Source organism: Nocardiopsis valliformis DSM 45023, assembly GCF_000340985.1.
GTDB classification, from domain to species: Bacteria; Actinomycetota; Actinomycetes; order Streptosporangiales; family Streptosporangiaceae; genus Nocardiopsis; species Nocardiopsis exhalans.
The window spans coordinates 13,262-36,357 of the sequence record NZ_ANAZ01000042.1; the positions used below are offsets into that span (position 1 = coordinate 13,262).

The following is a 23,096-nucleotide window of genomic DNA, read 5'->3' on the forward strand; positions in this document are numbered from 1 at the left end:
TCAGTCGCTCTCTCCCGTATGGTCGTCGGCACCTGCACCGACCTGGTCATCACTGCTGTGCTCGGGTCCTTCCCGGCCGAGCTCCTCGGCCCGGCCCCGCCGGGTCCCCGCGCTGAAGGCGTCCATCATCCGGCGCGCCTGTTCGGGGCTGCGCTGTGGCACCGGTTCGGGTTCGTGGGCGGGGGCACCGTAGGCGGGTTCGTCGCGGAGCTGGGGGGCGAGGCTGGCCTGCCTTCTGCGCCGGGGCAGCCCTGCCCGGTCCGGCCCCGCGCCCACCCGGGTGCCGTCTCCCCGGACTCCCCCGACCCGGGTGCCGTCCGCCGGCGCACTGTCGGCCCCCCGTCTGGGCAGCGGCGCGGGAGCCTCCCCCTGAACCCGTTCCCTCGGCTCGGGTTCCAGGTCCGGCACCTGGCGCAGCAGCGGGGCGCCCTGGGCGTGCTCCCGCGGTGCGGCCTCGGGGACGCGCTCTCCGTGCTCGGGGACCGAACGCAGCACCGGTCGGGCCGGCCTGGACCCGGCCTCTGCGGACAGCAGGTCCGCGGGGTCCTCCCGGTTCTCGCGGTCCCCGTGTCCGGAGGTTCCCGAGTGGTCGAGCCGGGCCGCGCTGGAGCGGGCGAGCACGGCAGCCCGGGGGCGCTCCGTCATGGCGGCGCCGGCGGAGACCACCAGGGCGCTGGGCACGAGCACCACGGCCCGGGTGCCCCCGTACGGGGAGTGGCGCAGCTGCACACTGATCTCGTGTTTGCGCGCGAGCCTGGCCACGACGAAGATACCGAGGCGGCCGTCGGTGCCGGGGGTCATGATGTCGAATTCCGGCGCCTTGGCGAGCTTCTCGTTGTTGTCGGTGAGGACCTCCTCGGTCATCCCCAGACCGCGGTCCTCGATCTCGATCACCACACCCTTGGGGACGTTGTCCGTGGCGATGGTGACGTCGGTGTGCGGCGGCGAGTAGGCGGTGGCGTTCTCGACCAGCTCCGCCAGGAGGTGGATGACGTCGGCGACGACCGCGCCCACCAGTGACAGGTCCGGGGCGGAGGTCAGCTCGACCCGGGCGTACTCGTCGGTCTCGGAGATGGCGCCGCGCAGGATGTCCACGAGCGGGACGGGGTGGCGCCAGCGGCGGCCCGGCTGGGCCCCGCCGAGGATGATGAGGTTCTCCGCGTGGCGGCGGCCGCGGGTGGCCAGGTGGTCCAGCTGGAAGAGACTCTCCAGCAGGTCGGGGTCCTCCTCCTCGCGTTCCATCCGGTCCAGGAGCTGGAGCTGGCGTTGCACGAGGGACTGGTTCCGGTGCGCGATACCGAGGAAGACCCGGCCGACTCCGGCCCGGATGTCGGCCTGCTTGACGGCGGCGCCGACCGCGGTGCGCTGGGCGGTATTGAAGGCGTCGGCGACCTGGCCGACCTCGTCGGCGCCGTGGTCGAGCTGTTTCATCTCGGTGTCCAGGTCGACTCTCTCACCCGCCTCCAGGCGTCGCACGATCCGGGGGAGGTCGCTGCGGGCGATGCCGAGCGTCTCCGCCTTGAGCTTGGCCAGTCGGTAGGTGAGGCGGCCGGCCGAGCGAGCGGCGGTGCCGTAGGCGACCGTTCCGGCGAACATGGAGGTGATCCCACCGCCGAGGGCCAGGGTGAACATCCACGAGCTGGCCTCCTCGGTGGCGGAGACGACGGTGTCCACTCGCTCCGCGGTGACCGCGGCCAGCCCGATGTTGACCTGGTCGGCGGCCGCGCGCCAGCCGCCGAGTCCGTCCGGTGGAGCGGTGTCGCGGGTCAGCTCACCGGTGAGGGGGTCGGTGTCGATCCGTGCCTCGTGCTGGACGAGGGTGTCGGCCATCTCCATGGCGTCGGCCCAGGCTGCGCCCGCGGTGACCTGGTCGACGGTGGGGACCTGTTCCCGGCTGGCCACCGGTTCGGCGGTGGCCTCCGCTGTGTCTTCCGCTGCGTCTTCCACAGAGTCCGTGACCGAATCCGTGGCCGGGACCATGGCGTCCAGGCGGCGGCGCGTGTCACCGGTGAGGGAGGCGATCTCGGCCTGTTCGGCCCGGCTGAGATCACGCTCGGCCAGGACCGTGGTGACCAGGGCGTCGGCGTGGCCGAAGCTCTCCTGGGCCCACAGCAGGTTGTCGGCGGCCGAGGCGGCATCGGAGGCGGGGCCGTCGTCCAGCCCTCGGACGGTGTTCGCGTAGAGGCGGATGCCATGGTGGATCGCTGCGGTGTAGGCGTCCAGGGCGTCGGTCACCGGACCCGGGTCGGCGAGGTCATCCGTACGCAGAGCCTGGACCTCGTCCAGGGAGTCGAAGAACCCCTGGGTCAGCGGGTCCGGGGAGTCGCCGTCATCCTCCAGGGTGTCGCGCACGTCCCGGACCCTGATGAGTGCTTCGTCGGTGGTCTCCGCGGCACCGACGAGCCGCTGCCGGGTCTGGCCGCCGGGGGCGGTGAGGTACTCGGCGCTGAGGCGGCGTTCGGTCTGGAGTGCGGTGAGCGCCTCGGCGAGGTCGACCCCGGCCCGGCCGTCGGTGACCGAGGAGCGCAGGGAGATCGCCTGAGCGAGGGTGGCACTGCTCAGCACGACGAACAGTACGAGGAAGGTGATGCTGGGGATCAGCACGATCCTGTTGAGCTGCGTCCTGATGCCGGTCTTGGCCCCGCGCCCTGTGCCCCCTGACTGACCCACTGCGCTCCTCCCACGGACTCGGCGCGGGCACCGGAGGCCACGCGTGGTGCGTGCCGGTTCCCACGCGGGTCGTCACGGTACGCGCAGAGGGGAACACGTGTGGTGCCCGCAGACTCAGGACGCTACCGCACCAGCCACGGCCGTGCGGGGGGAATTCCAGATTGGTTTCCTACCGGACCTGGCGGCCGGACCTGCGCGGGACGTTTCCTCCCGGGCGTGAACGACCGGGCTCCCACGCCCGGCGCACAGGTGAAGGGGCCCTGCCGGATCGCCATACGGATCCGGCAGGGCCCCCTCACGACGGGCGTGGCTAGGAAATGAAGGCCTTGCGGTGTGCCTCGACGTCCGAGCGCAGGCGGTCGAGCTGTTCGGCGACCCGGACCGGGGCGGTGCCGCCGCGGCCCGCGCGGGAGGCCAGGGACCCCGGCACGGTCAGGACCTCGCGCACGGCCGAGGTCAGGTGTTCGGAGATCTGCGCGAAGTCGGCGTCGCCGAGATCGGGCAGGTCGATGCCGCGCTCCTCGCACACTCGCACGCAGGTGCCCGCGATCTCGTGGGCCTCGCGGAAGGGGACGCGCTCGCGGACCAACCACTCGGCGATGTCGGTGGCCAGGGAGAAGCCCTGCGGGGCCAGCTCCGCCATCCGGTCCGTGTGGAAGGTCAGGGTGGCGACCATGCCGGTCATGGCGGGCAGCAGCAGGTGCAGGCTGTCCACGGCGTCGAAGACCGGCTCCTTGTCCTCCTGCAGGTCCCGGTTGTAGGCCAGCGGGAGCCCCTTGAGGGTGGTGAGCAGGCCGGTGAGGTCACCGACCAGGCGGCCCGCCTTGCCGCGGGCGAGCTCGGCGACGTCGGGGTTCTTCTTCTGCGGCATGATCGAGGAGCCGGTGGAGAAGGCGTCGTCCAGGGTGATGAAGGAGAACTCCTTCGTCGCCCACAGGATGATCTCCTCCGAGAGCCGGGACAGGTCCACGCCGATCATCGCGGTGACGAAGGCGAACTCGGCGACGACGTCGCGGGCGGCGGTGCCGTCGATGGAGTTCTCCGAGGAGGCCGGGAAACCGAGCTCGGCGGCGACCGCCTCGGGGTCCAGGCCCAGAGAGGAACCGGCCAGGGCACCGGAACCGTAGGGCGAGACCGCGGCGCGGCAGTCCCAGTCGCGCAGCCGCTCGACGTCGCGGACCAGCGGCCAGGCGTGCGCCATCAGCTGGTGGGCGAGCAGCACGGGCTGGGCGTGCTGCAGGTGCGTGCGGCCCGGCATAGCGGCGTCGGGGTGGGCCCCGGCCTGGTCTGCGAGGGCGCGCACTAGGTCCAGGAGCTGGTCAGCGATGGACCGGGCCTCCTCGCGCAGGTACATGCGGACCAGCGTGGCGATCTGGTCGTTGCGCGAGCGTCCGGCGCGCAGCCGGCCGCCGAGTTCGGGGCCGACCCGCTCGATGAAGCCCCGCTCCAGCGCGGTGTGCACGTCCTCGTCCTCGAGCACGGGGGTGAACTCCCCCGAGGCCACGTCGGCCTCCAGCCGGTCCAGGCCCGCGATCATGCGGTCGAGTTCGTCGGCCGAGAGCAGTCCGGCGCGGTGCAGGGCGCGGGCGTGGGCGCGTGAACCCGCGATGTCGTGGCGGGCGAGCCGCCAGTCGAAGTGGGTGCTCAGCGAGAGACGGGCCAGAGCCTGGTCCGGTCCTCCCTCGAAGCGGCCGCCCCACAGGCGCAGGGCCTCGGGCTGGTCGGCCATCGTGGTCTCCTTAGTGAACGTTCAGGTGGTGCCGGGCTGCACGGGTGCGGTCAGGGTTTACGGTCGGCCAACCGCAGGAGCGCCGCGGCCAGTTCCTCGCCGCCCCGGGGATCGCGGGCGATCACCATGATGGTGTCGTCGCCCGCGATGGTGCCCAGGATGGCGTGGAAGTCGGTGTGGTCAATGGCCGAGGCCAGGTACTGCGCCGCCCCCGGGGGGGTGCGGATGATGACCATGTTGGCGGAGGCCTCGGCCGAGACGAGCAGGTCCTCGGCCAGCCGGTTCAGGCGGGCCCCGGAGACCTGTTCGAGGCCGAGGGTGTCCGGGCGGGTGCGCTGGAGGCGTTCGCCGCCCTCCCCCGGCAGGACGTAGGCCAGGTGGCCGTCGGCGGTGCGGAGTTTGACCGCGCCCAGTTCATCCAGGTCACGGGAGAGCGTGGCCTGGGTGACCTGGACCCCGGCGTCGGAGAGGCGCCTGGCCAGTTCCCCCTGGGAGCGGACGTCCTCGCGGGTGAGGACATCGGTGATACGGGCGTGGCGGGCGGCCTTGGTCATCGGGGCCGTACCGCTGTGGTCGTTGGTCATCGTGTCTCGGGCTCGGGGTTGTCGCTGCTCTCGAGCAGGTAGGCGAGCAGGGCCTTCTGGGCGTGGCGGCGGTTCTCGGCCTCGTCCCAGACCACGCTCTGCGGGCTGTCGATGACCCCGGCGGTGATCTCCTTGCCTCGGTAGGCGGGCAGGCAGTGCAGGACGATCGCCTCGGGGTGGGCGGCGGCCATGAGCGCCTCATCCACGGTGTAGGGGCGGAAGGGGGCCTCGCGGTCCTCCTTCTCGTCTTCCAGGCCCATGGAGACCCAGGTGTCGGTGGCCACGACGTCGGCGCCCTCGGCCGCCTTGTGGGCGTCGGCGGTGACGGTGACCGATCCTCCGGTGCTCTCGGCGATCTCGTTGGCCCTGGTCAGGATGACCGGGTCCGGGTGGTAGCCCTCGGGGGCACCGATCCGCACGTGCATGCCGGCGATGGCGCAGCCCAGCAGGTAGGAGTGGGACATGTTGTTGGCGCCGTCGCCGAGGTAGGCGAGGGTGAGCCCGGCCAGGGTGCCCTTGTGCTCACGGACCGTCTGGAGGTCGGCGAGGATCTGGCAGGGGTGGAACTCGTCGGTGAGCGCGTTGACCACCGGGACGTTGATGTGCCGGGCGAGGTTCTCGAGGTCGGCCTGGGCGAAGGTGCGCCAGACCACGGCGGCGACCTGGCGCTCCAGGACCCGGGCGGTGTCCTCGATGGGTTCACCGCGGCCCATCTGGGTGCTGCCGGAGTCCAGGACCAGCGGGTTGCCGCCGAGGTCGGCCACGCCCACGGAGAAGGAGAGCCGGGTGCGGGTGGAGGGCTTGTCGAAGAGGAGAGCGACCGTGCGCGGCCCGGCCAGGGGCCGGTAGGAGAAGCGGTCGCGCTTCATCTCGTCGGCGAGGTCGAGGACGCGGGTCTGCTCCTCGGGTGTGAGGTCGTCGTCCCGCAGGAAGTGCCTGGTCATGACTGGTTCTTCTCCTTCGTCGCGGCGGCCTCGGCGGCGTCCAGGATGGTCGGCAGGGCCTCGATGAACACGCCGATCTGCTCGGGTGTGATGACCAAGGGCGGGGCGAGACGGATGGCGTCGGGGGCCACGGCGTTGACGAGGAACCCGCGGACGGCAGCCTGTTCCTGGACGTGGGCCGCGTGCGGTCCGGTGAGTTCGAGGGCGCGCCAGAGTCCGCTGCCGCGCTGCCCGGCCAGGAGGGGGTGCTTGACGCTCTCGATCTGTTCGGCGAGCAGGTCGCCCATCACGGCGGTGTGGGCGAGCAGGCCCTCGCTCTCGATGGTGTCGATGACGGCGAGCGCGGCAGCGCAGGCCACCGGGTTACCGCCGAAGGTGGAGCCGTGGTCGCCCTTGTGGAAGGCGTCGGCGTAGCGGCCGAAACCGACGCAGGCGCCGATGGGCAGTCCGCCGCCCAGGCCCTTGGCGAGAGTGAGGACGTCGGGGCGCACGCCTTCCTCCTGGTGGGCGAACCACTGGCCGGTGCGGCCGATACCGCTCTGGATCTCGTCCAGGACGAAGGCCGCGCCGGTCTCGTCGCACAGGGCGCGGACCCCGGCGAGGTAGCCCTCGGGGGCGGGGACAACCCCGGCCTCACCCTGGGTGGGCTCGACGAACACGGCGACGCAGTTCTCGTCGACCGCCTCGGTCAGGGCCTCCAGGTCGCCGTGGGGCACGAAGCGCACGTCCATACCGAAGGGGCCGAAGGGTTCGCGGATGGATTCCTTGCCGGTCAGGGCGAGAGATCCGGCGGAGCGGCCGTGGAAGCCCTTGTCGGCGGCGACGAAGTAGTGGCGGCCGGGGCCAGCGGCGCGCTTGACCAGTTTGAGGGCGGCCTCGTTGGCCTCGGTGCCGGAGTTGGCGAAGAAGACCTTGGCGTCACCGCCGAGCAGCCCAACGAGGCGTTCGGCGAGTTGGACCTCGCGCTCGTGCACGAAGAGGTTGCTGGTGTGGGCGAGGGTGGCCGCCTGGTGGGCGACCGCCTTGACCAGGGCGGGGTGTCCGTGCCCCAGGCTGGAGACGGCGATGCCCGCGATGAGGTCGAGGTACTGGCGCCCGTCGGCGTCATAGACCTCGCAGCCGCGCCCGAGGGTCAGGGCCACGGGCGGCACCCCGTAGTTGGGCATGATCGAGGCGGCGAAGCGCTCCCTCAGTTCGCTGCTGGTCACTTGACGGCTCCAGGGTTGTGCTCAGTGGTGGTGTCGGTGGGGCGCCAGGGGCGCGGGTAGTGGCCGTTCCCGGCGAGGAGTTCGGCCTCCAATTCCTCGTCAGCGACCATCGTGCCCACGCCCTGGTCGGTGAAGACCTCCAGGAGCAGGGAGTGCGGGACACGGCCGTCGATGATGTGGGCCTGGGGTACGCCGCCCTCGACGGCGGTCAAGCAGGCTTCCATCTTGGGGAGCATGCCGGAGGACAGGGAGGGCAGGAGGGCGCGCAGCTCGTCCACGTTCAGGCGCCGGATGAGGTCGGTGTTGGCCGGGAAGTCGGCGAACAGGCCCTCAACGTCGGTGAGCATGATGAGCTTGCTCGCACCCAGCGCGACGGCGAGCGCGGAGGCGGCGGTATCGGCGTTGATGTTGTAGACGCCGCCGTCGTCGGCGCGGGCGACGCTGGAGATCACCGGGATGCGGCCGTCGGCGATGAGCGCGGAGACGGCGCCGGGGTTGACCTCGCTGACCTCGCCGACCCTACCGATGTCAACGGTCTCGCCGTCCACCTCGACGCTCTTCCGCTCGGCGTAGAGGAGGTTGGCGTCCTCGCCGGACATGCCGACCGCGAAGGGTCCGTGCTGGTTGATCAGGCCGACGATCTCGCGGTTGACCTGGCCAGTGAGGACCATGCGGACGATGTCCATGGCCTCGTCGGTGGTGACCCGGAGTCCGGCGGTGAAGGTCGACTCCACCCCGGAGCGGTCCAGCATGGCGCTGATCTGCGGTCCGCCGCCGTGGACGACGACGGGACGCAGGCCCGCGTAGTGCAGGAAGACGATGGACTCGGCGAAGCGGACCCGCAGTTCCTCGCTGACCATGGCGTTGCCGCCGTACTTGACCACGACGGTGCGGCCGTGGAAGCGGGAGAGCCAGGGCAGCGCCTCGATGAGGTTGGCCGCTTTGTCCATGGCCTGGGCCTGGTCCTGGGTGGGGTTGTCGGAGATCCGGGAGTTCACGGGTTGGTCTGCCTGTCCTGGGGAGTTCCGGTGTCGGATGTGTCCGCGGCGAGCTGGGCGGCGAGCTCCTCGCACACCTTCGTGAGCAAGTCGGCGAGGGCCCCTTCGTCGGGGGTGGTCGGAGCGGCGCCGCTGGCCATGAGCAGGACGGTGTCGTTGGTCCCGGTCATCGGGGCGAAGGCTTTGGCGGCGGCATCGGCGACCAAACTCTGGCACTGCTCGGCGCTGAGGTCGGCGTCGGTGGTCAGTACGCACAGGACCGATCCGACGGAGGCGTCCGGCCCCTTGGCCATGCCTCCGACGGTGACGCCCTCGCCGCGACCGAAGGCGATCTTGGCGACCGTGTCCCCGGTGCGGATGGCGTCGGCCGCGGGGAGTCCACCGCCGCGTTCGGCCTCCGCGAGCGCGGCCGTGAGCCCGGTGTTCATGGATTCGGTGGGCAGGGCGGTGCCGATCGGGCCGGCCGAACACAGCACGATCTCGGCGGCGGAGTCGGCGAGCAGGTCGGCGGCGTGCTCGGCCTCGGCGTGGGCGGCCTGGAAGCCGAGTGGTCCGGTGCCCGCGTTGGCGCAGCCGGAGTTGAGGACGGCGGCGCGCACGCGGCTGCCTGCGACGACCTGCCGGGACCACAGGAGCGGGGCGGCGGGGTCGGGGTGGTCGGTGAAGACCGCCCCGGCGGCGCGGGAGGGGCCGTCGTTGATGACGACGGCGACGTCGCGGGCCCGGTCGGGTTTGATCCCGGCGGCCACGCCCGCAGCGCGGAAGCCCTTGGGTGCGGTGACACTCACGTCAATGCCTCTTCCCGGGTTCTCAGGGGGCGACCGCGGCGAGCGGGAGGCCGGTGTCCTCGGGCAGGCCCAGGGCGAGGTTGGTGCTCTGGATCGCGCCGCCCGCGGTCCCCTTGGTCAGGTTGTCCAGGGCGGCGACGGCGACCATGCGGTTCGCGTCGGGGTCCACGGTGACCTGCACGAGGGTGGTGTTGGCCGCGACCGTCATGGCGGTGTTGGGCCAGGTGCCCTCGGGGAGCAGGTGGACGAAGGGCTCGTCGGCGTAGGTGGTCTCGTAGGCCGCGCGCACCTGGTCGGCGCTGACGCCGGGCTTGAGGGGCGCGGTGCAGGTGGCGAGGATGCCCCGGGGCAGGGGCGCGAGGATCGGGGTGAAGGAGAGGTGGACCGGCTCGCCGGTGACCGAGGTGAGGTTCTGGACGATCTCGGGGTTGTGCCGGTGGGTGCCGCCGACGCCGTAGGGGCTGAGGGCGCCCATGACCTCGCTGCCGACCAGGTTGGGCTTGGGTGCCTTGCCCGCGCCGGAGGTGCCGGTGACGGCGACGACGGTGAGGTCGGTCTCGACGAGCTGCTGGGCCAGGGCCGGGAAGAGGCCGAGGGTGGCGACGGTGACGTGGCAGCCGGGGACGGCGACCCGGCGGGCCTTGGTGAGGCGCTCGCGCTGGCCGGGCAGTTCGGGCAGGCCGTAGGGCCAGGTCCCGGCGTGGGGGGTGCCGTAGAAGCGTTCCCAGGCGGCGGGGTCGTTGAGGCGGAAGTCGGCTCCGCAGTCCACGACCAGGACATCGTCGCCGAGCTGCTGGGCGATGTCGGCGGACTGTCCGTGCGGCAGGGCGAGGAAGACGACGTCGTGGCCGCGCAGCTCCTCGACGGTGGTCGACGCGAGGATGCGGTCGGCCAGCGGGAGTAGGTGCGGCTGGTGTTGGATGAGGGGGGTCCCGGCGTTGCTGCCCGCGGTGACCGCGCCGATCTCGATGTCGGGGTGCCCCAGGAGCAGACGCAGCAGCTCGCCCCCGGCGTAGCCGCTGGCTCCGGCGATGGCCGCTGTGTATCCCATGGTGAGACCCTCTCTTCTCGACTGGACTGAACCATCATGCATGGCTCTGTAAGTTTATGCAACCAGTCGGCATGGTGCCCTCTCGCACACCTCTCCTCGCGCGCCATCCCGATTTCCCGGGAGTGACCGGGCCGCGCGCGCTCGACAGACTTCCTCTTGGAAGCGCGCTTCCTTCCGCACCTCAACGGAAGGGAGATCGAGGACATGGACCCCGACGAGTAGTCATCTCACCGAAGAACCGAGTCGACCAGGGTGGCCGCCACGCGCCACGGCGGCCACCCGCGACCCTTTACTCCCACGGATCACTGATCATCCGATTCCCGGAGAAAAAAGGCGCCCGCCCCACCAGGTTGGCCATGAATTGTCAGTAATTTCCGGCATCGGCGTTGTTAGTCTCCATCACTGCGAGCTACGAACCGGCAGGGCAGGCGGCCCTCGAGCCGGGCGGCGCCGCCTGCACACCGAACAGCATTCGGAATCCCCGTTCGGCCAGAACGGATCCTTTCCATTCTGAAAGCAGCCAATGCCCCCTGTATTCCTTTCACGCACCCATGAGCAAGGAGTGCCCCCATGGGAACTGGATTCATCCTCTTCCTCCTCTTCTTCGGACTCGCCGTCGTCGGCAGCTTCGCCCTGGCGCACTGGGAGAAGGGCGTCCACCGGGTTCCGCTGAGCGGACGGTTGGACGAACCCGCCGAATGGCTGCCGCGGGCCATGCAGGCGGCCGCCCGCGGCGGAGTGATCCGCTGGCGCCCGGTGCTCGAGGCGGTCACCGACGACGACGGCGACATCATTGGCTACCACGGCCAGCTCCTGAGCTCGGACAATGACGTCATCAGGGTCGACGTGCCCTACTTTCCGGCGGGTCACTACCCCGAGGACGAACCGGTGGAGGCGGAGATCCAGCTGGAGGTGTTCACCGTCTACGGCAAGTTCCGGTCCGCCATGCCGGCCGTCTACATCCGCCGCAGGTGGCGCAAAGCCCGCCGCGAGCTGAAGCGCCACGCCGGCCAGAACGTTCCGGTCTGATCCCGCCCTTCACCCACCGAGGAACACCATGGCAGCCCCCACCCCGGCCGACCCGGGTTTCGTCGACTACTACGAGCGGCTGGAGATCAGCCCTGGCGCCGACATCGACACCATCAGGGACCGGCTCGACGCCCTCATCCTGGAATGGCAGCAGTTCACCGGTTCCAACAAGAGGGCGCTGCGCCGCGAGGCCGAGGACATGCTCGACCTCGTAGCCCGGGCGGAGAAGACCCTCCTCGACCCCGGGCGGCGCGCCGCCTACGACACCAGGCACGCCCAGGATGCCGGGAAGGACACCACCGGCGGGACCGGCGCTGAACCGGAGGCGAGCTCGCCAGGCGCGGAAAGCCTCGCCCGGGCCGAGGGGGCCTACCTCAACGACGACTACAAGGCGGCCCGGTTCTTCGCCAACCGCGCCACCGAGCAGAACCCCGACCTGGGCCAGGGCTGGTTCCTCCTCTTCGCCGCCTGCCTGCATCTGGACGATCCGGAGGGCGCCGAGATCGCGGGCACCACAGCCGTGCGGCTGGACCCGACCAACCCGCTCTGGTCCTCCCACGTCGGCGGTTTCCTCACGGAGGCCCTGGGAGAGACCGAACGCGGTCTCGCGCTCATGGAGAACGCCGCCCAGCACGACACCACCCCGCAGGCCGGTTGCCTCCTCGCAGAACAACAACGCGAGGCCGGGAAGCGGAGCAAGGCGCTCAGTACCATGCGCGACCTGCACGAACGCTTCCCCGATGATCCCGACGTGCGCGACGAGCTGGCGAGGGCACTGGTGAGCGCCTCCGACGGCATCCCGAGGGTCCGGAGTCAGAGCATGTACCTGATCACCGGTGACCACGAGATCGAACGCATGCGGACGCTGATCAACGAGGCACGCGACCTCAGGCCGCGGGACAGGGAACTGAAGGAGCACATCGGCCGTGTCGTGGCTCTCCTCGCCCAGGCGGAGGAGCCCGTGTTCACCTTCCGCCTCTTCGAGAGCTCGGGGATCTCCACGTTCACCTGGTGGAGCGCGCCAGGCGGCGTCCTGCTCGGCCTGCTCCTGCTCAGCTTCGGCAACCCCCTCGGACTGGTGTTCCTCATCCTGGGCGGGCTCGCGATCGCCCTGGTCGCGATGAACTGCCGTCCCCCTCAGTGGGAGTTGAACGCCCGCACCGAGCAGGAGGAGGCCTACGAACTCCGCATGGCCGAACGCCTGGGCGCACGCGGCTTCTAAGCCGACCGGATCCAGGAAGGAGGCCCCGTGGCAGCGCCACCCGACGACGACACGGACTTCGTCGACTATTACGAACTCCTCGGCATCCCCCCGGAAGCCGACGCCGGAACCATCCGGGACCGGCTTGACACCCTCATCCTCGAGTGGCAGCAGTTCACCGGCTCTGGCAAGAAGGAACTGCGCCGACGGGCCGAGGACACCCTGGAGCAGGTCGCCGGGGCCGAGCACGTGCTGCTCGACCCGGCACGGCGCGCCGCTTACGACGACGCACGGCGGGCCCGCCGTACCACGGAGGCCACCGGGACACCCCCGGAGCGCCCGGCGAACCCCGGTGGCGCGCCCGGCGAACAGAACATGGCGCACGCCCGGGCCGCTCTGAGCGAGGGCGACCACCAAGGCGCACGATACTTCTCCACTCGCGCCACGGAGGAGAACCCCGGCCTGGCCGACGCGTGGTTCACCCGCTACACGACCTGCGTCATCATGGGCGACTTCGACGAGGCGGAAATGGCGGGAAAGGCCGCCCTGCGCCTGCGCTCGGACGTCCCCCTCTGGCTGGTCGGGTTCGGCGGTTTCCTCGCCGAGTTCAGGGCGCAGCCGGACCAGGGGCTGCGCCTGGCGGTCCGGGGCGCCCGAATGGACCCTGGCCCCGAGGCGAGCCTCAAACTGGCCCTCATCCAGATACGGCTGGGCGCACCCTGGGACGCCTTGGACACCGCCGGTCGGCTCCGGGGGCGCTTCCCCGACGACCCGGCGGTCCGGGACGTGGTAGCGCGGTGCCTGACGGCCGCGGCCGAAGCCGTCCCCGACGTCAGAGTGCGTGGCGGGTACCGCATCACCAGCCAGGAGGAGATCACCCAGATGCGCAGGCTGATCGCGCTGGCCCGGAACCTGTGTCCGGAGGGGGGCGGGGCGATCAGCGGGATCGAGGAGGTGGACCGCGCTCTGCAGCACGCCGAGGAGAAGACCCTCACCCACCGTCTGACCAGTAACGGGATCACTTCCCTAGCCCTCTGGTTGTCCGTACCGCTCACCTTCGCCCTGGGGTTCGGCCTGCTCCTCGACGGAGTGCTCGTCGGTCTGTTCCTCTTCCTGGTCGGATTCGCCCTATGCCTGGTCATCGCGGTCCAGTGCAGCGTTCGCCGCTGGGAACTCAACGCCCGCATCACCTGAAGGGCCGAAGGTCGCTCCAGGAGTCCACATCACCCCCACAGCCTGACGCAGCTGAAAGGAAGTGTCCGTGACAGAACAGAACGGTCTCATCGTCGGTATCGACCTGGGGACCACGAACACCGCGGTGGCCGTCATCGACGAGACCGGTCGCCCTGAGGTCCTGCGCAACAGCGAGGGCGCCAACACCACACCCTCCGTGGTCTACCTGACCAACGGCGAGGCCATCGTGGGCACCCCCGCACGGCACCAGCGCCTGGTGAGCGATACCGACGTCATCGAGCGGGTCAAACCGCACATGGGCGACCCCGAGTGGCGGCGGGTGACCAGTGACGGTGAACGCCACACCGCCGAGCAGGTTTCCGCGTTCATCCTGCGCAAGGTCTGCGACGACGCCGCCACCGCCCTGGGGTCTCCCGTGACCCGCGCGGTGATCACCGTGCCCGCCTACTTCGACGAAGCACGGCGCCAGGCCACCAGGGACGCGGGGAAGATCGCCGGGCTGGAGGTGGAGCGGGTGCTGAGCGAGCCCACCGCCGCCGCCCTCGCCTACGGCCTGCGAGCGCGGGACGCCGGGAACGTCCTCGTCTACGACCTCGGCGGAGGCACCTTCGACGTCACCGTGCTGCGTATCGAGAACGGCGACTTCGACGTGGTCGCCACCGCCGGTGACGCCCAGCTCGGCGGCGCCGACTTCGACGACCGTCTGGAGACCTGGGCCAACACGAAAATCGTGGAGCAGGGCGGCAGCGACGTCGACGACAACAGCGACCCCGGGGCCCGGGGGCGGTTGCGCGAGCAGTGCGAGTCCGCCAAGCACCGGCTGAGCAACACCGAGAGCGCATCGATCTTCACCGAGGTCGGTGAGCTGACCATCAATCGCGACGAGTTCCGGGACCTCATCCACGACCTGCTGCAACGCACACGCGTCATGACCAAGGAGGCGCTGCGCCAGGCCGGGGAGAAGGCCGGGATCACCACCGACAACCTGGACGAGGTGCTGTTGGTGGGAGGGTCCACCCGCATCCCGGCGATCCGGGAGCTGGTCGCCGAGATCACCGGCAAGACCCCCAACCAGCGACTGCACCCGGACGAGGCGGTGGCGATGGGCGCCGCAGCCCAGGCCGAACTGCTCGACGCCGAGGCCGACGACCGCGAGTCCACGATCGGCACCAGGTCGGTCAGCGACATCACCGCGCACGGTCTGGGGGTGATCTCCCTCAACAGCGAGCAGACCGCCGACGTCAACAACGTCATCATCCCCGGCGGGAGCAAGATCCCGGCCCAGTCCCACCAGGAGTTCTACACCGTGGTGGAGGACCAGCGGACCGCCCTGATGCGGATCACCGTGGGCGACCACAGCTCCCCCGACCGGGTCAACGTCATCACCGAGGACCAACGGGGCGTGCCCATCCCCCTGCCGCCCGCCCCCTATCCCAAGGAATCGCCGATCAGGGTGACCATCTCCTACGACGTGGACGCGATCGTGCACGTCACCGCGGCCGACGGCCGTACCGGGCGCTCCCTCGGCGACATCGAGATCGAGCGCGCCAACAACCTCAGCCCGGACGAGGTCGACCGCCTCTCCACCGACCTCCAGCGAAGGACCGTGCGTTGAATCCGAACGAGCCCGTGACCCGACCTGAGACTGCGCCCCGAACCGAGGCCGACGCCCGACAGGAGATCTTGACCCGGCTGGACCAGCTCCAAGACCTCTTCGTCCGCCGGTTGTCAGAGGACCGCGACAAACGCCACCTGATCGAGGATCTGGGCGACCGCCTGCGGGCGGCCGAGGACGGTGTGGTCCGGGAGTACCTGACCCCCATCGTGGTCGGCGCCGCCAGGGTCATCGACCGCATCGACGCGTACGCCCATGCCGAGAACCAGACCGCGCACGAGCCGGGAAGCCCTGGCGAGCAGCACCTGGCCTTCGTCCGTAGCCTGGGCTCGGAACTGATCTCCCTGTTGGAGCAGCACGGTGTGGAACAGGTGCGGGTGCGGGTGGACGAGCCCTTCGACCCGCACGTGCACGACATGGTGCACCTGCGGGGCGACCACTCCGCACAGGGAGCGCTGCGCGTCCACGCCGTGCTCCGGCGCGGTTTCCACTACCGGTCCCAGCTCCTGCGACCGGCCCAGGTGGTCGCCGCCGTCACCGTTCCGGGCACGGAGCACCCCGTCCCGTGAACCAGCGCACCTGGGCCGTGCCGCCGCTCAAACCTCTCTCCCGCCAGGATCCCCGAGTCCTGGGCGGGCACGTGCTGCTGGGCCGGATCGGCAGCGGCGGTATGGGGGTGGTGTGCCTGGCACGCACCTTGGAGGGGGCACTCCTCGCGGTCAAGGTGGTCAACCACGACTACGCCTCGGACCCGGATTTTCGTGCGCGCTTCACCCGCGAGGTCGCCCTGGCCCAGCGGGTCCGGGCCAGTTGTACCCCCGCCATCCGCGGGGTGGGGCTCAACGACGTCCGACCGTGGATGGCCATGGACTACGTGCCCGGCCCGACCCTCTCGGCCCAGGTGCGGTCGGGCAGGCCCTTCACCGGGGCGGCGCTGCTGTCCTTCGGCCTGGGAACGGCCGAGGCCCTGGTGGCCATCCACCGCGTGGGGGTCGTGCACCGTGACCTCAAACCCGGCAACGTGGTGCTGGGGCCGCAGGGCCCCTGTGTGCTGGACTTCGGGATCGCCCGTGCCTGCGACGCCGCGTCGACCACTCGGACGGGAGCGGTCTACGGCACACCGGGCTACATCAGCCCCGAGCGGTTCTCGGGGCATGAGGGCCCGGAGGCGGACGTGTTCGCCTGGGGTGCCGTGGTGGCGTTCGCCGCGACCGGGCGGCCCGCGTTCGGCAGTGGTGAGGAGGTGGCCCGCCGGGAGCGGGCCGCGCGGGGCAGGGCGGACCTGGACGGGGTGCCGGAGCCGCTCCTGCCGCTGGTGCGCGCGGCGCTGGCCCCCGACCACGGGTCGCGCCCGACCGCCGGTGAACTCTTCGCCACCCTGGCCGAGCTGTTGGACTCGGACACCACCACGGCGGACAGCGGGGAGAGCACCCGCGACCGGACCAACCGGCTTCTCGCCCGTACCTGGGATCTCCCCGGGAAGAGCGGCGGGCGAGAGCGCGCGAAAGCGGACCGGCCGCCCGCGTCCCCGGAGAAACGGCAGCCCGTAGAACGGCAGCCCGCACCACAGCGGGTCCGGATCCCCAACCGCCCCCGCGCGCAGCGACCGGTGGGCCCGAACCGGCCGCCCATACGCCAACGGGTCCGGGTACCGGAGCGGCCCGGTCACCCCGCCCCGGTACCACCGTCGACGCCGGCGCCGGCCAGGCCGCATCTGTGGGCCCGGTTGCGAATAGACCCGCCCAGCTGGCGGCAGACAGTGGCAGCGGCGACGTGCCTCCCGCTGCTGCACGTGTGGTCGCTGGCGGTGGGCATGGTGACGGAGGCGGCCCGCACCCCCTACACCGCCGACGCCGCTGTGGTGGGAGTCGCCATCGGCGCCGACGCCGCGACCCGCTCAGCCGACCTCTACCTCCCGCTGATGGCCGTGTGCATGACCATCAGTCTGCTGAGGGCCCCTCTGGCGCGCTGGGCCGTACCGGCCGCGGCGGCCCTGGTCACCCTGTTGTCCCTGCCCGGTCTGTCCGTTCCCGGGCTGTGGGCGCCGGGATCGCTGCGCTCGGCGCTGGCGACCTTCGGGGGCGGCTGGGACCAGTGGGTGATGTGGGGCGGCGTACTGCTGGGCCTGGTCAGCGCCGCAGTGCTCGTATGGGCGGCGCTGCTGGTCGGACGTCCGGGCGCACCGGGCCGTTCACCGTCACAACAGACCTGAACACTCCGCGAGACGGCGCCGTGAAAAGCACGGTGCCGAGAGAACAAGGAGAAACACATGGAATGCGAGAAGTGCTACTCCAGGCTGTACGACTGCCCGGACTGCAAGGGCAACCCGGGGCAGACCATCCTGGGCGATCCGCTCATCTGTTCCCAGTGCGACGAAGGCCGGGTCTGCTCCGACCACGGAAGGTTCTGGCGGCGCTGATCCACCGGTCATCGTGCCGGAACAGCAGCACGAGTGAGTCGGCGGCCCCGCACCGAAGGGCGGGGCCGCCCCCTGACCGAGAACGTCCCCGACCAAGAACGGCCCCTGGCGAAAGGACACCCATGACGCAGGAACCGCCCGTGCGGGTGACCGGTCCGGACGGCACGGAACTCCCCCTCCCCTCCGGCTCCTGTCTGCTCTTCGGCCGCAGCCGCCACGCCGACCTCGTGGTCCTCGGCGATCCCGGGCTGTCCCGGTTGGCCGGGCAGATCACCGTGTCCGCGGACGGGGCCCGGATCAGCAACCTCAGTCGCAAGCACGGCCTGATCGCGGTGGTACACGGGCAGGTGAGCCACCTCCCGCCGAGCGGGGCCGAGGATCACGGGGCGTTGTTGGTGACCTCCGGCCGGGCCCGGGTGGGCTCCCCCTACATGCACGGCGGCGGGTCCATGATCGAGGTGCGCGTGGGTGACGGCGCGGTTCCGCAGCCGCCCGAACTACCGGACGTGGCCGAGGAGACCGAGACCAGCACCCGTATCCGGCTCAGCCCGCACACCAAGGAGTTCGTCACCGCGCTCATGCTGTGCCGGGACTGGTTGGTGGACCCCTCGCGTTCGCGGCCCCTGCCCACCTCGGTGTCCGTGGCCCGGGAGGCGCTGGCCGCCACCCACACCTGGGACCAGCTGACCGGGTTCGACGCGGGCCGGGCCGACGTGCGGGCCAGGGTCACCCGGCGGGTGGAGGAGCATCTGCGCCACCTCAAACGGAAGCTGGCTGACTCCGGCGCCTTGGAACCGGGAACCCGGGTGACGCGGGAACGGTTGGCCCACCACCTCATCACCCTTCAGGCCCTCACCCCCGCGCACCTGCGGCTGCTGGAGGACGAAGAGTGGTTGGAAGCCCAGGCGGAGCTGTGGTGGGACGCCTGAGGGCGGGCTCAACCCCAGCGCAGACCGTAGGCCAGCCCGGGGCGCAAGCCGGTGAACTCGGCGGAGTAACCCCCATCGCCCGGGGCAACGGGGTCGCGGGGCAGGTCGTCCACCGCACCGTGCGGTACCCCCGGGATCCGCCAGACCTGCGGGGGCCGCTGGCCGGCGAAGAGGACCGACAGCCCGAACCGGTCACAGCGCCGTAGTGGACGGAACACGTACTGCGGCTTGAAGCCCTGCTGCGGGGGGATCCGCAGGTTCACGGTGAAGACGTGGCGTTCTCCCAGCGCCAGCGGTCTGGACAATCTCACGTGGTGCCGGAAGTAGGTCGGGCTCGGTCGCTCGCGGGTCACCGACAGCGCACCCGACACGAGCTTCAGTTCCAATTCCTGCTGTGCCTCGACAGTCTCTTCCGCCCGGGGCAGGTGAGCCGAGACCACGACCTGCTCCAGGTCGTCCACGGTGGCGACGATCTCGCGTTCCTCGAACGATTCGACACCGTGCGGGCCGAGTCGGAGGGTGGTCCGCAGGCCGGCCAGCCACCACCCCGGCGGAACGTAACCGGGCCCGGGCGCCGGGGCGGGTGAGTCGGCTTCCACGTGTTCCACGGCCTGGTCGAGATAGCGCCTGGCTGTGCGGGTGGAGGTGTACAGCTCTCGTGCCACCCATTCCAGCCGCCGCTCGAGGACGGGGGCGTCGGCTTCGGGGTGCGCGCCCAGACCGGCGAGAAAGGCCAATCGCAGGTCCTGGGGCAGGTCGCGGGAGAGTTCCCGCAGCGTGGCGATCACCATACGGCGCACCTCGCCCGGGCTCTCCGCGCCGGTCAGCCCGGCTATCGCGGCCAGGCGCGGGCCCACCAGGCGTTCGGGCCGGTCGGCCCGGATCCCTCTCCTGGCCTGAAGACGTCGCAGTTCATCAGCGAACACACCCACCCGGTCCTCCCCGAACCCTGACAGATCAGTAATTCTGTCATGGGGAGCGTGGTCAGCAGCGGGGAACGGGAAGAAGCCCCGGGGTCAGTTGCCGGGCATCCGGGTGGCCAGGTCGGCCAGACGGGAGGTGTGGGCCTTGCCCTCGGCCTGTGATTCCCGGCGGTCGGCCGTGCGGTAGAGGCCGCGCACGACCTTCGTGCCCATCCAGCGCAGCGGCTCGGGTTCCCAGCCGCGCACCTCGTGGCCGACCCACGGCAGGCGGGTCAGGTCGGTGCTGCGGCCCAGGATGAGGTCGCGCAGGGTACGCCCGGCCAGGTTGCTGGTGGCGACCCCGCTGCTGGAGTAGCCGCCAGCCCAGCCCAGGCCGGAATCGGTGTCCAGGTTCACCGTCGGGGACCAGTCGCGGGGCACCCCGAGCACCCCGGACCAAGCGTGCTCGACCGGTGCGTCGGCGACGTCGGGGAACAGCGCGGTCAGCGAGCGCCAGAGCTCGGCGATGGCCTGCGGCTGGGTGGTGCCCTCGCTGCCCTCCGAACCCCCGGATCGGCGCGAGGAGCCGCGGCCGCCAATGGCGATGCGGTCGTCGGCGGTGCGCTGCGCGTAGACGTAGGAGTGGGCGGCGTCCCGCAGCAGCTCGCGGCCCTCCCAGCCGATCCGCTCCCAGAGTTCGGGGGCGATCGGCTCGGTGACGATCATCGAGGAGGACATGGGGCGCCAGCGGCGGTGCTGGCCGCGCAGGGTGGAGGTGAAGCCCTCGGTGGCGCGGACCACGTGGTCGGCGCGGACGGTGCCGTGTTCGGTCACCACGGCCGGGCGGATTCCGCCCTCGCGGGGCCGTATCTCGGTCACCGGGGTGTCCTCGAAGATCTCCACGCCCAGCGCCTCGACCACCCGAGCCAGGCCGGTGACCAGTTTGGCCGGGTGGATACGGGCGGCGTGCGGCGAGTAGCCCGCGGCCACGGCGCCGTTGACCGCGATCGGGGGCGCGTGGTCCAGGTCGACCATGTGGATGTCGTCGGGCCAGTACCCCCAGTCCTGGAGGTAGTCGATGTTGTTCCGGAGCCGTTCGTGCTGGGCCGCGTTGCTGGCGACCACACGCATGCCGCCCTTGACGATGTCGGCGTCGATCCCCTCGGCCCCGGCGACCGAGACGACCTCGTCCACGGTGTTCATCAGTGCGCGCTGCAGGGCGACCATGGCGGCCTTGCCGTGTGACTGGGCGTAGTCCTCCTGGGAACCGGAGAACTCGGCGGTCAGCCACCCTCCGTTACGGCCGGAAGCGCCAAAACCGGCGAACTCCCGCTCGACCACGCATACGCGCAGGTCCGGCTGGGCCTTCTTGAGGTAGTAGGCGGTCCACAGGCCGGTGTAACCGGCTCCGACCACACAGACGTCGTAGTCGGCGTCGCCCGGCAGAGGCGCTCTGCGTTCGGGGAGACCGCTCTCCCGAAACCAGAAGGAAACTCCGCCGTTGGCGAAGCGAGCGGATCGGGGAATCGGCCTCATCTGGGCAGCAGTGGTGAACAGCCTCATCATTCCCCCCGGAACCTCAATGCTCCCGACCCACCCCGCGTTGGGTCCCCCGAACTCTCGCCAACCTACACGGGAACGAAGGCTCGTGGCATGTTTTCTGCACATTCACGAGGATCGTCCGGTCGCGGAAGCGGCGATTCGACTACGCAACGTCGCAGTTCCATGCCTTTTTAATCGCAGGAGCTGTCACGGAGCGTACGCGCGATCGTGGCGAGTTGTCGAACCCCGCCCTCCCCGAGCGGGGCGAGCACGTGCTCACGCAGGCGCTCCACATGGCGAATCCGGGCGGCGCCGATGAACTCGATCCCCTTCTCGGTGAGGGTGGCGTAGACGACCCGGCGATCGGTGGCACAGTTGTGCCGTTCCAGGTAGCCCTCCTTCTCCAGGCGGTCGGCCAGCTTGGTGAACCCTCCGGTACTCAGGCTGACCTCCCGGGCCAGGCGGCTCATCGGCAGCTGGTGCCCCGGGGTGCGCTGGAGTCGGATGAGAACCTCGAACCAGGGACCCGCCATGTCCTTGCCGTCGGGGGTTATCCCGTGCAGCAGCTTGGGCTGAATGGAGTTCATCGCCTCGTGGAGCAGACCCCAGGCCGTGATCAAATCGTCGTCACTGGGTCCCGTACCGTGCTGCTCGTCCACGCCGGTCGGCTGTGCGGTCATGTGCTGCCCCCTGTCGTGCCCTCGGGGAGGAAACGCCACACCCACCCCGAAAGAAGTATCTTCCCAGCAAACATTACTCTACGGTATCAGTACCGGACAGAGGTTTCCCAGGAAAATAAATTACCCACCGGCGCGTGACACGGCACCGGTGGGTCCAGCAAGGGCCTGCTCGGGTCAGTGGAGAGGCCTTCTCGGGGTCAGTCCCGGGGTCAGTGGCGGGCCATCACCGCGTCCAGGGCCGACGACAGGGTGGACGTCATGTGGTCGATCTGCTCCCAGGTGATGACCAGTGGAGGCGAGACCAGCAGGGCCTTGGGCACCGGCCGGACGATGACGCCCCGGGTGCGGGCCTCGGCGAAGATCTCCGCCGTGGTGATGCCCCGCTCGGTGAGGGCTTCCTCGGTGAGCTCCACCGCACCCATCACCCCCGTGCCGGAACGGACCTCGGCGACCAGCGGGTGGTCGGCCAGTCCGCGCAGCGCCGAGTCCAGGTGGGTCTCCACCTCGCGGGAGACCGTGAACAGGTCCTCGCGCTCCAGGATGTCCAGGTTGGCCATGGCCGCAGCGCAGGCCGACGGGTGCCCGGCGTAGGTGGTGCCGTGCAGGAACGGGTTGCCCGCCTCGTTCCAGAACGGGTCGGCCACCCGGCCGTTGACCACCACACCGCCCAGCGGCAGGTAACCGCTGGACACGCCCTTGGCAAAGACGATCATGTCCGGGCTCACCCCGAACCGCTCGATCCCGAACCAGTTCCCCATCCGGGCGAAGCCGCAGATCACGCTGTCCACCACGAACAGCACTCCGTACTTCTGACAGATCCGCGCCACGTCGGTGAAGTAGTTCTCCGGCGGCAGGAACACCCCGCCAGCCCCGATCACCGGCTCTGCGAAGAAGGCGGCGACCCGGTCGGCGCCGACCCGCAGGATCTCGGCCTCCAGGGCGGCCGCGGAGTCGTGCTGCACCACGGAGGTGTCCTCGATCAGCTTGCCGTAGCCGGAACGGAAGCGCTCCATCCCGATGATGCTCGTACCGAAGCCGTTGAGGCCGTGGTAGCCGCCGGTCCGGCTGATCAGGTGCTGGCGCTGCGGCTGTCCCTGGGTGACCCAGTAGCTGCGCGCCAGCTTGGCGGCGGTGTCGATCGACTCCCCTCCCCCGCAGGTGAGGATGACGCGCGGGTCCGCGACCGGTGCGTGGGCAGCCAGGCGCTCGCTGAGCTCCATCGCGGGCACGTTGGCGAAGTCGCCGTAGACGGTGTAGGCGTCCAGGGTGGTCATCTGCCGGTGGACCGCGTCCGCGATCTCGGCACGGCCGTGGCCGACGTTGCAGTACCAGAGGCTGGCAGTCCCGTCGAGGTAACGGTCACCGGACTGGTCCCAGAGCCACACGCCCTCGGCGCGGGCCACAACGAACTCCGGGCCCTTGGCCACGGTGTTCATATCGCAGAAGGTATGCCAGAGACGGCTGGGCTCCCGGTGTTCCTTGGGAGTGAGCGCGGACGAGACAACCGTTTCGGTCATATGGCGACCTCCGAGCCGTGACATGCGCGAGAGTGCGCAGCGGAAAACGGATCTGACCCCTTACCCGGGCGCCCAGGTTGTGGCAGGTACTCGAAG

20 protein-coding genes are annotated in these 23,096 nt (G+C 70.6%); 8 read left to right on the forward strand and 12 right to left on the reverse strand.

All coding sequences use genetic code 11. The features are described from left to right. The 8 genes from D457_RS0127655 to argC form a co-directional block, all read right to left on the reverse strand. A complete protein-coding gene (locus tag D457_RS0127655; RefSeq protein ID WP_017583926.1) occupies positions 1–2,670 on the reverse strand; it encodes a sensor histidine kinase in 2,670 nt (889 codons plus the stop codon). A gap of 310 nt (positions 2,671–2,980) precedes the next feature. Then, positions 2,981–4,399, reverse strand: coding sequence for an argininosuccinate lyase (argH, locus tag D457_RS0127660; RefSeq protein ID WP_017583927.1), 1,419 nt, complete (start codon positions 4,397–4,399; stop codon positions 2,981–2,983). A 50-nt stretch (positions 4,400–4,449) separates the two neighbouring features. After that, positions 4,450–4,983, reverse strand: coding sequence for an arginine repressor (locus D457_RS0127665; protein WP_017583928.1), 534 nt, complete (start codon positions 4,981–4,983; stop codon positions 4,450–4,452). Further along, the gene (gene argF / locus D457_RS0127670; protein WP_017583929.1) at positions 4,980–5,927 is read right to left on the reverse strand and encodes an ornithine carbamoyltransferase; all 948 of its coding nucleotides are present in this window, start codon (positions 5,925–5,927) and stop codon (positions 4,980–4,982) included. Before argF ends, D457_RS0127665 begins: the two co-directional genes overlap by 4 nt. Beyond that, positions 5,924–7,135, reverse strand: a complete 1,212-nt coding sequence (locus D457_RS0127675) for an acetylornithine transaminase (protein ID WP_017583930.1) — start codon at positions 7,133–7,135, stop codon at positions 5,924–5,926. The genes argF and D457_RS0127675 overlap by 4 nt, the downstream gene beginning before the upstream one ends. Next, on the reverse strand, positions 7,132–8,085 hold the full coding sequence (argB, locus tag D457_RS0127680; protein ID WP_394297052.1) for an acetylglutamate kinase: 954 nt from the start codon (positions 8,083–8,085) through the stop codon (positions 7,132–7,134). Before argB ends, D457_RS0127675 begins: the two co-directional genes overlap by 4 nt. Positions 8,086–8,129: 44 nt before the next feature. Next, complete coding sequence (locus tag D457_RS0127685) at positions 8,130–8,921, reverse strand: bifunctional ornithine acetyltransferase/N-acetylglutamate synthase (RefSeq protein WP_017583932.1); 792 nt, start codon at positions 8,919–8,921, stop codon at positions 8,130–8,132. A 22-nt stretch (positions 8,922–8,943) separates the two neighbouring features. Then, complete coding sequence (argC, locus tag D457_RS0127690) at positions 8,944–9,972, reverse strand: N-acetyl-gamma-glutamyl-phosphate reductase (RefSeq protein ID WP_017583933.1); 1,029 nt, start codon at positions 9,970–9,972, stop codon at positions 8,944–8,946. A gap of 570 nt (positions 9,973–10,542) precedes the next feature. Here argC and D457_RS0127695 point away from each other — a divergent pair. The 8 genes from D457_RS0127695 to D457_RS0127730 all read left to right on the forward strand — a co-directional run bounded on the left by D457_RS0127695 (position 10,543) and on the right by D457_RS0127730 (position 18,359). Beyond that, the gene (locus D457_RS0127695) at positions 10,543–11,001 is read left to right on the forward strand and encodes a hypothetical protein (RefSeq protein ID WP_017583934.1); all 459 of its coding nucleotides are present in this window, start codon (positions 10,543–10,545) and stop codon (positions 10,999–11,001) included. 28 nt (positions 11,002–11,029) lie between these two features. Continuing rightward, on the forward strand, positions 11,030–12,223 hold the full coding sequence (locus tag D457_RS0127700) for a J domain-containing protein (protein ID WP_017583935.1): 1,194 nt from the start codon (positions 11,030–11,032) through the stop codon (positions 12,221–12,223). Between the two features lie 27 nt (positions 12,224–12,250). After that, on the forward strand, positions 12,251–13,396 hold the full coding sequence (locus D457_RS0127705) for a J domain-containing protein (protein ID WP_017583936.1): 1,146 nt from the start codon (positions 12,251–12,253) through the stop codon (positions 13,394–13,396). A 67-nt stretch (positions 13,397–13,463) separates the two neighbouring features. Next, complete coding sequence (locus tag D457_RS0127710; protein WP_039831978.1) at positions 13,464–15,011, forward strand: Hsp70 family protein; 1,548 nt, start codon at positions 13,464–13,466, stop codon at positions 15,009–15,011. A 14-nt stretch (positions 15,012–15,025) separates the two neighbouring features. Next, a complete protein-coding gene (locus D457_RS34280) occupies positions 15,026–15,580 on the forward strand; it encodes a nucleotide exchange factor GrpE (protein WP_160167421.1) in 555 nt (184 codons plus the stop codon). Next, on the forward strand, positions 15,577–17,223 hold the full coding sequence (locus D457_RS34285) for a serine/threonine-protein kinase (protein ID WP_051073051.1): 1,647 nt from the start codon (positions 15,577–15,579) through the stop codon (positions 17,221–17,223). The genes D457_RS34280 and D457_RS34285 overlap by 4 nt, the downstream gene beginning before the upstream one ends. 57 nt (positions 17,224–17,280) lie before the next feature. Then, positions 17,281–17,430 carry a hypothetical protein gene (locus tag D457_RS36280; RefSeq protein WP_017583939.1) on the forward strand — a complete coding sequence of 50 codons (150 nt, stop codon included), beginning with the start codon at positions 17,281–17,283 and terminating at the stop codon, positions 17,428–17,430. Positions 17,431–17,552: 122 nt separating this feature from the next. After that, a complete protein-coding gene (locus D457_RS0127730) occupies positions 17,553–18,359 on the forward strand; it encodes an FHA domain-containing protein (protein ID WP_017583940.1) in 807 nt (268 codons plus the stop codon). A gap of 8 nt (positions 18,360–18,367) precedes the next feature. Here D457_RS0127730 and D457_RS0127735 read toward each other — a convergent pair whose 3' ends face one another. From D457_RS0127735 to D457_RS0127750, 4 genes are all read right to left on the reverse strand, one after another. After that, the gene (locus tag D457_RS0127735) at positions 18,368–19,285 is read right to left on the reverse strand and encodes a hypothetical protein (protein ID WP_152514390.1); all 918 of its coding nucleotides are present in this window, start codon (positions 19,283–19,285) and stop codon (positions 18,368–18,370) included. Between the two features lie 90 nt (positions 19,286–19,375). Next, positions 19,376–20,797, reverse strand: coding sequence for an NAD(P)/FAD-dependent oxidoreductase (locus D457_RS0127740; protein ID WP_152514391.1), 1,422 nt, complete (start codon positions 20,795–20,797; stop codon positions 19,376–19,378). Between the two features lie 197 nt (positions 20,798–20,994). Next, on the reverse strand, positions 20,995–21,483 hold the full coding sequence (locus D457_RS0127745; RefSeq protein WP_017583943.1) for a MarR family winged helix-turn-helix transcriptional regulator: 489 nt from the start codon (positions 21,481–21,483) through the stop codon (positions 20,995–20,997). Positions 21,484–21,692: 209 nt separating this feature from the next. Further along, positions 21,693–22,919 carry an aminotransferase family protein gene (locus tag D457_RS0127750; protein WP_026117094.1) on the reverse strand — a complete coding sequence of 409 codons (1,227 nt, stop codon included), beginning with the start codon at positions 22,917–22,919 and terminating at the stop codon, positions 21,693–21,695. Positions 22,920–23,096: the final 177 nt, after the last annotated feature.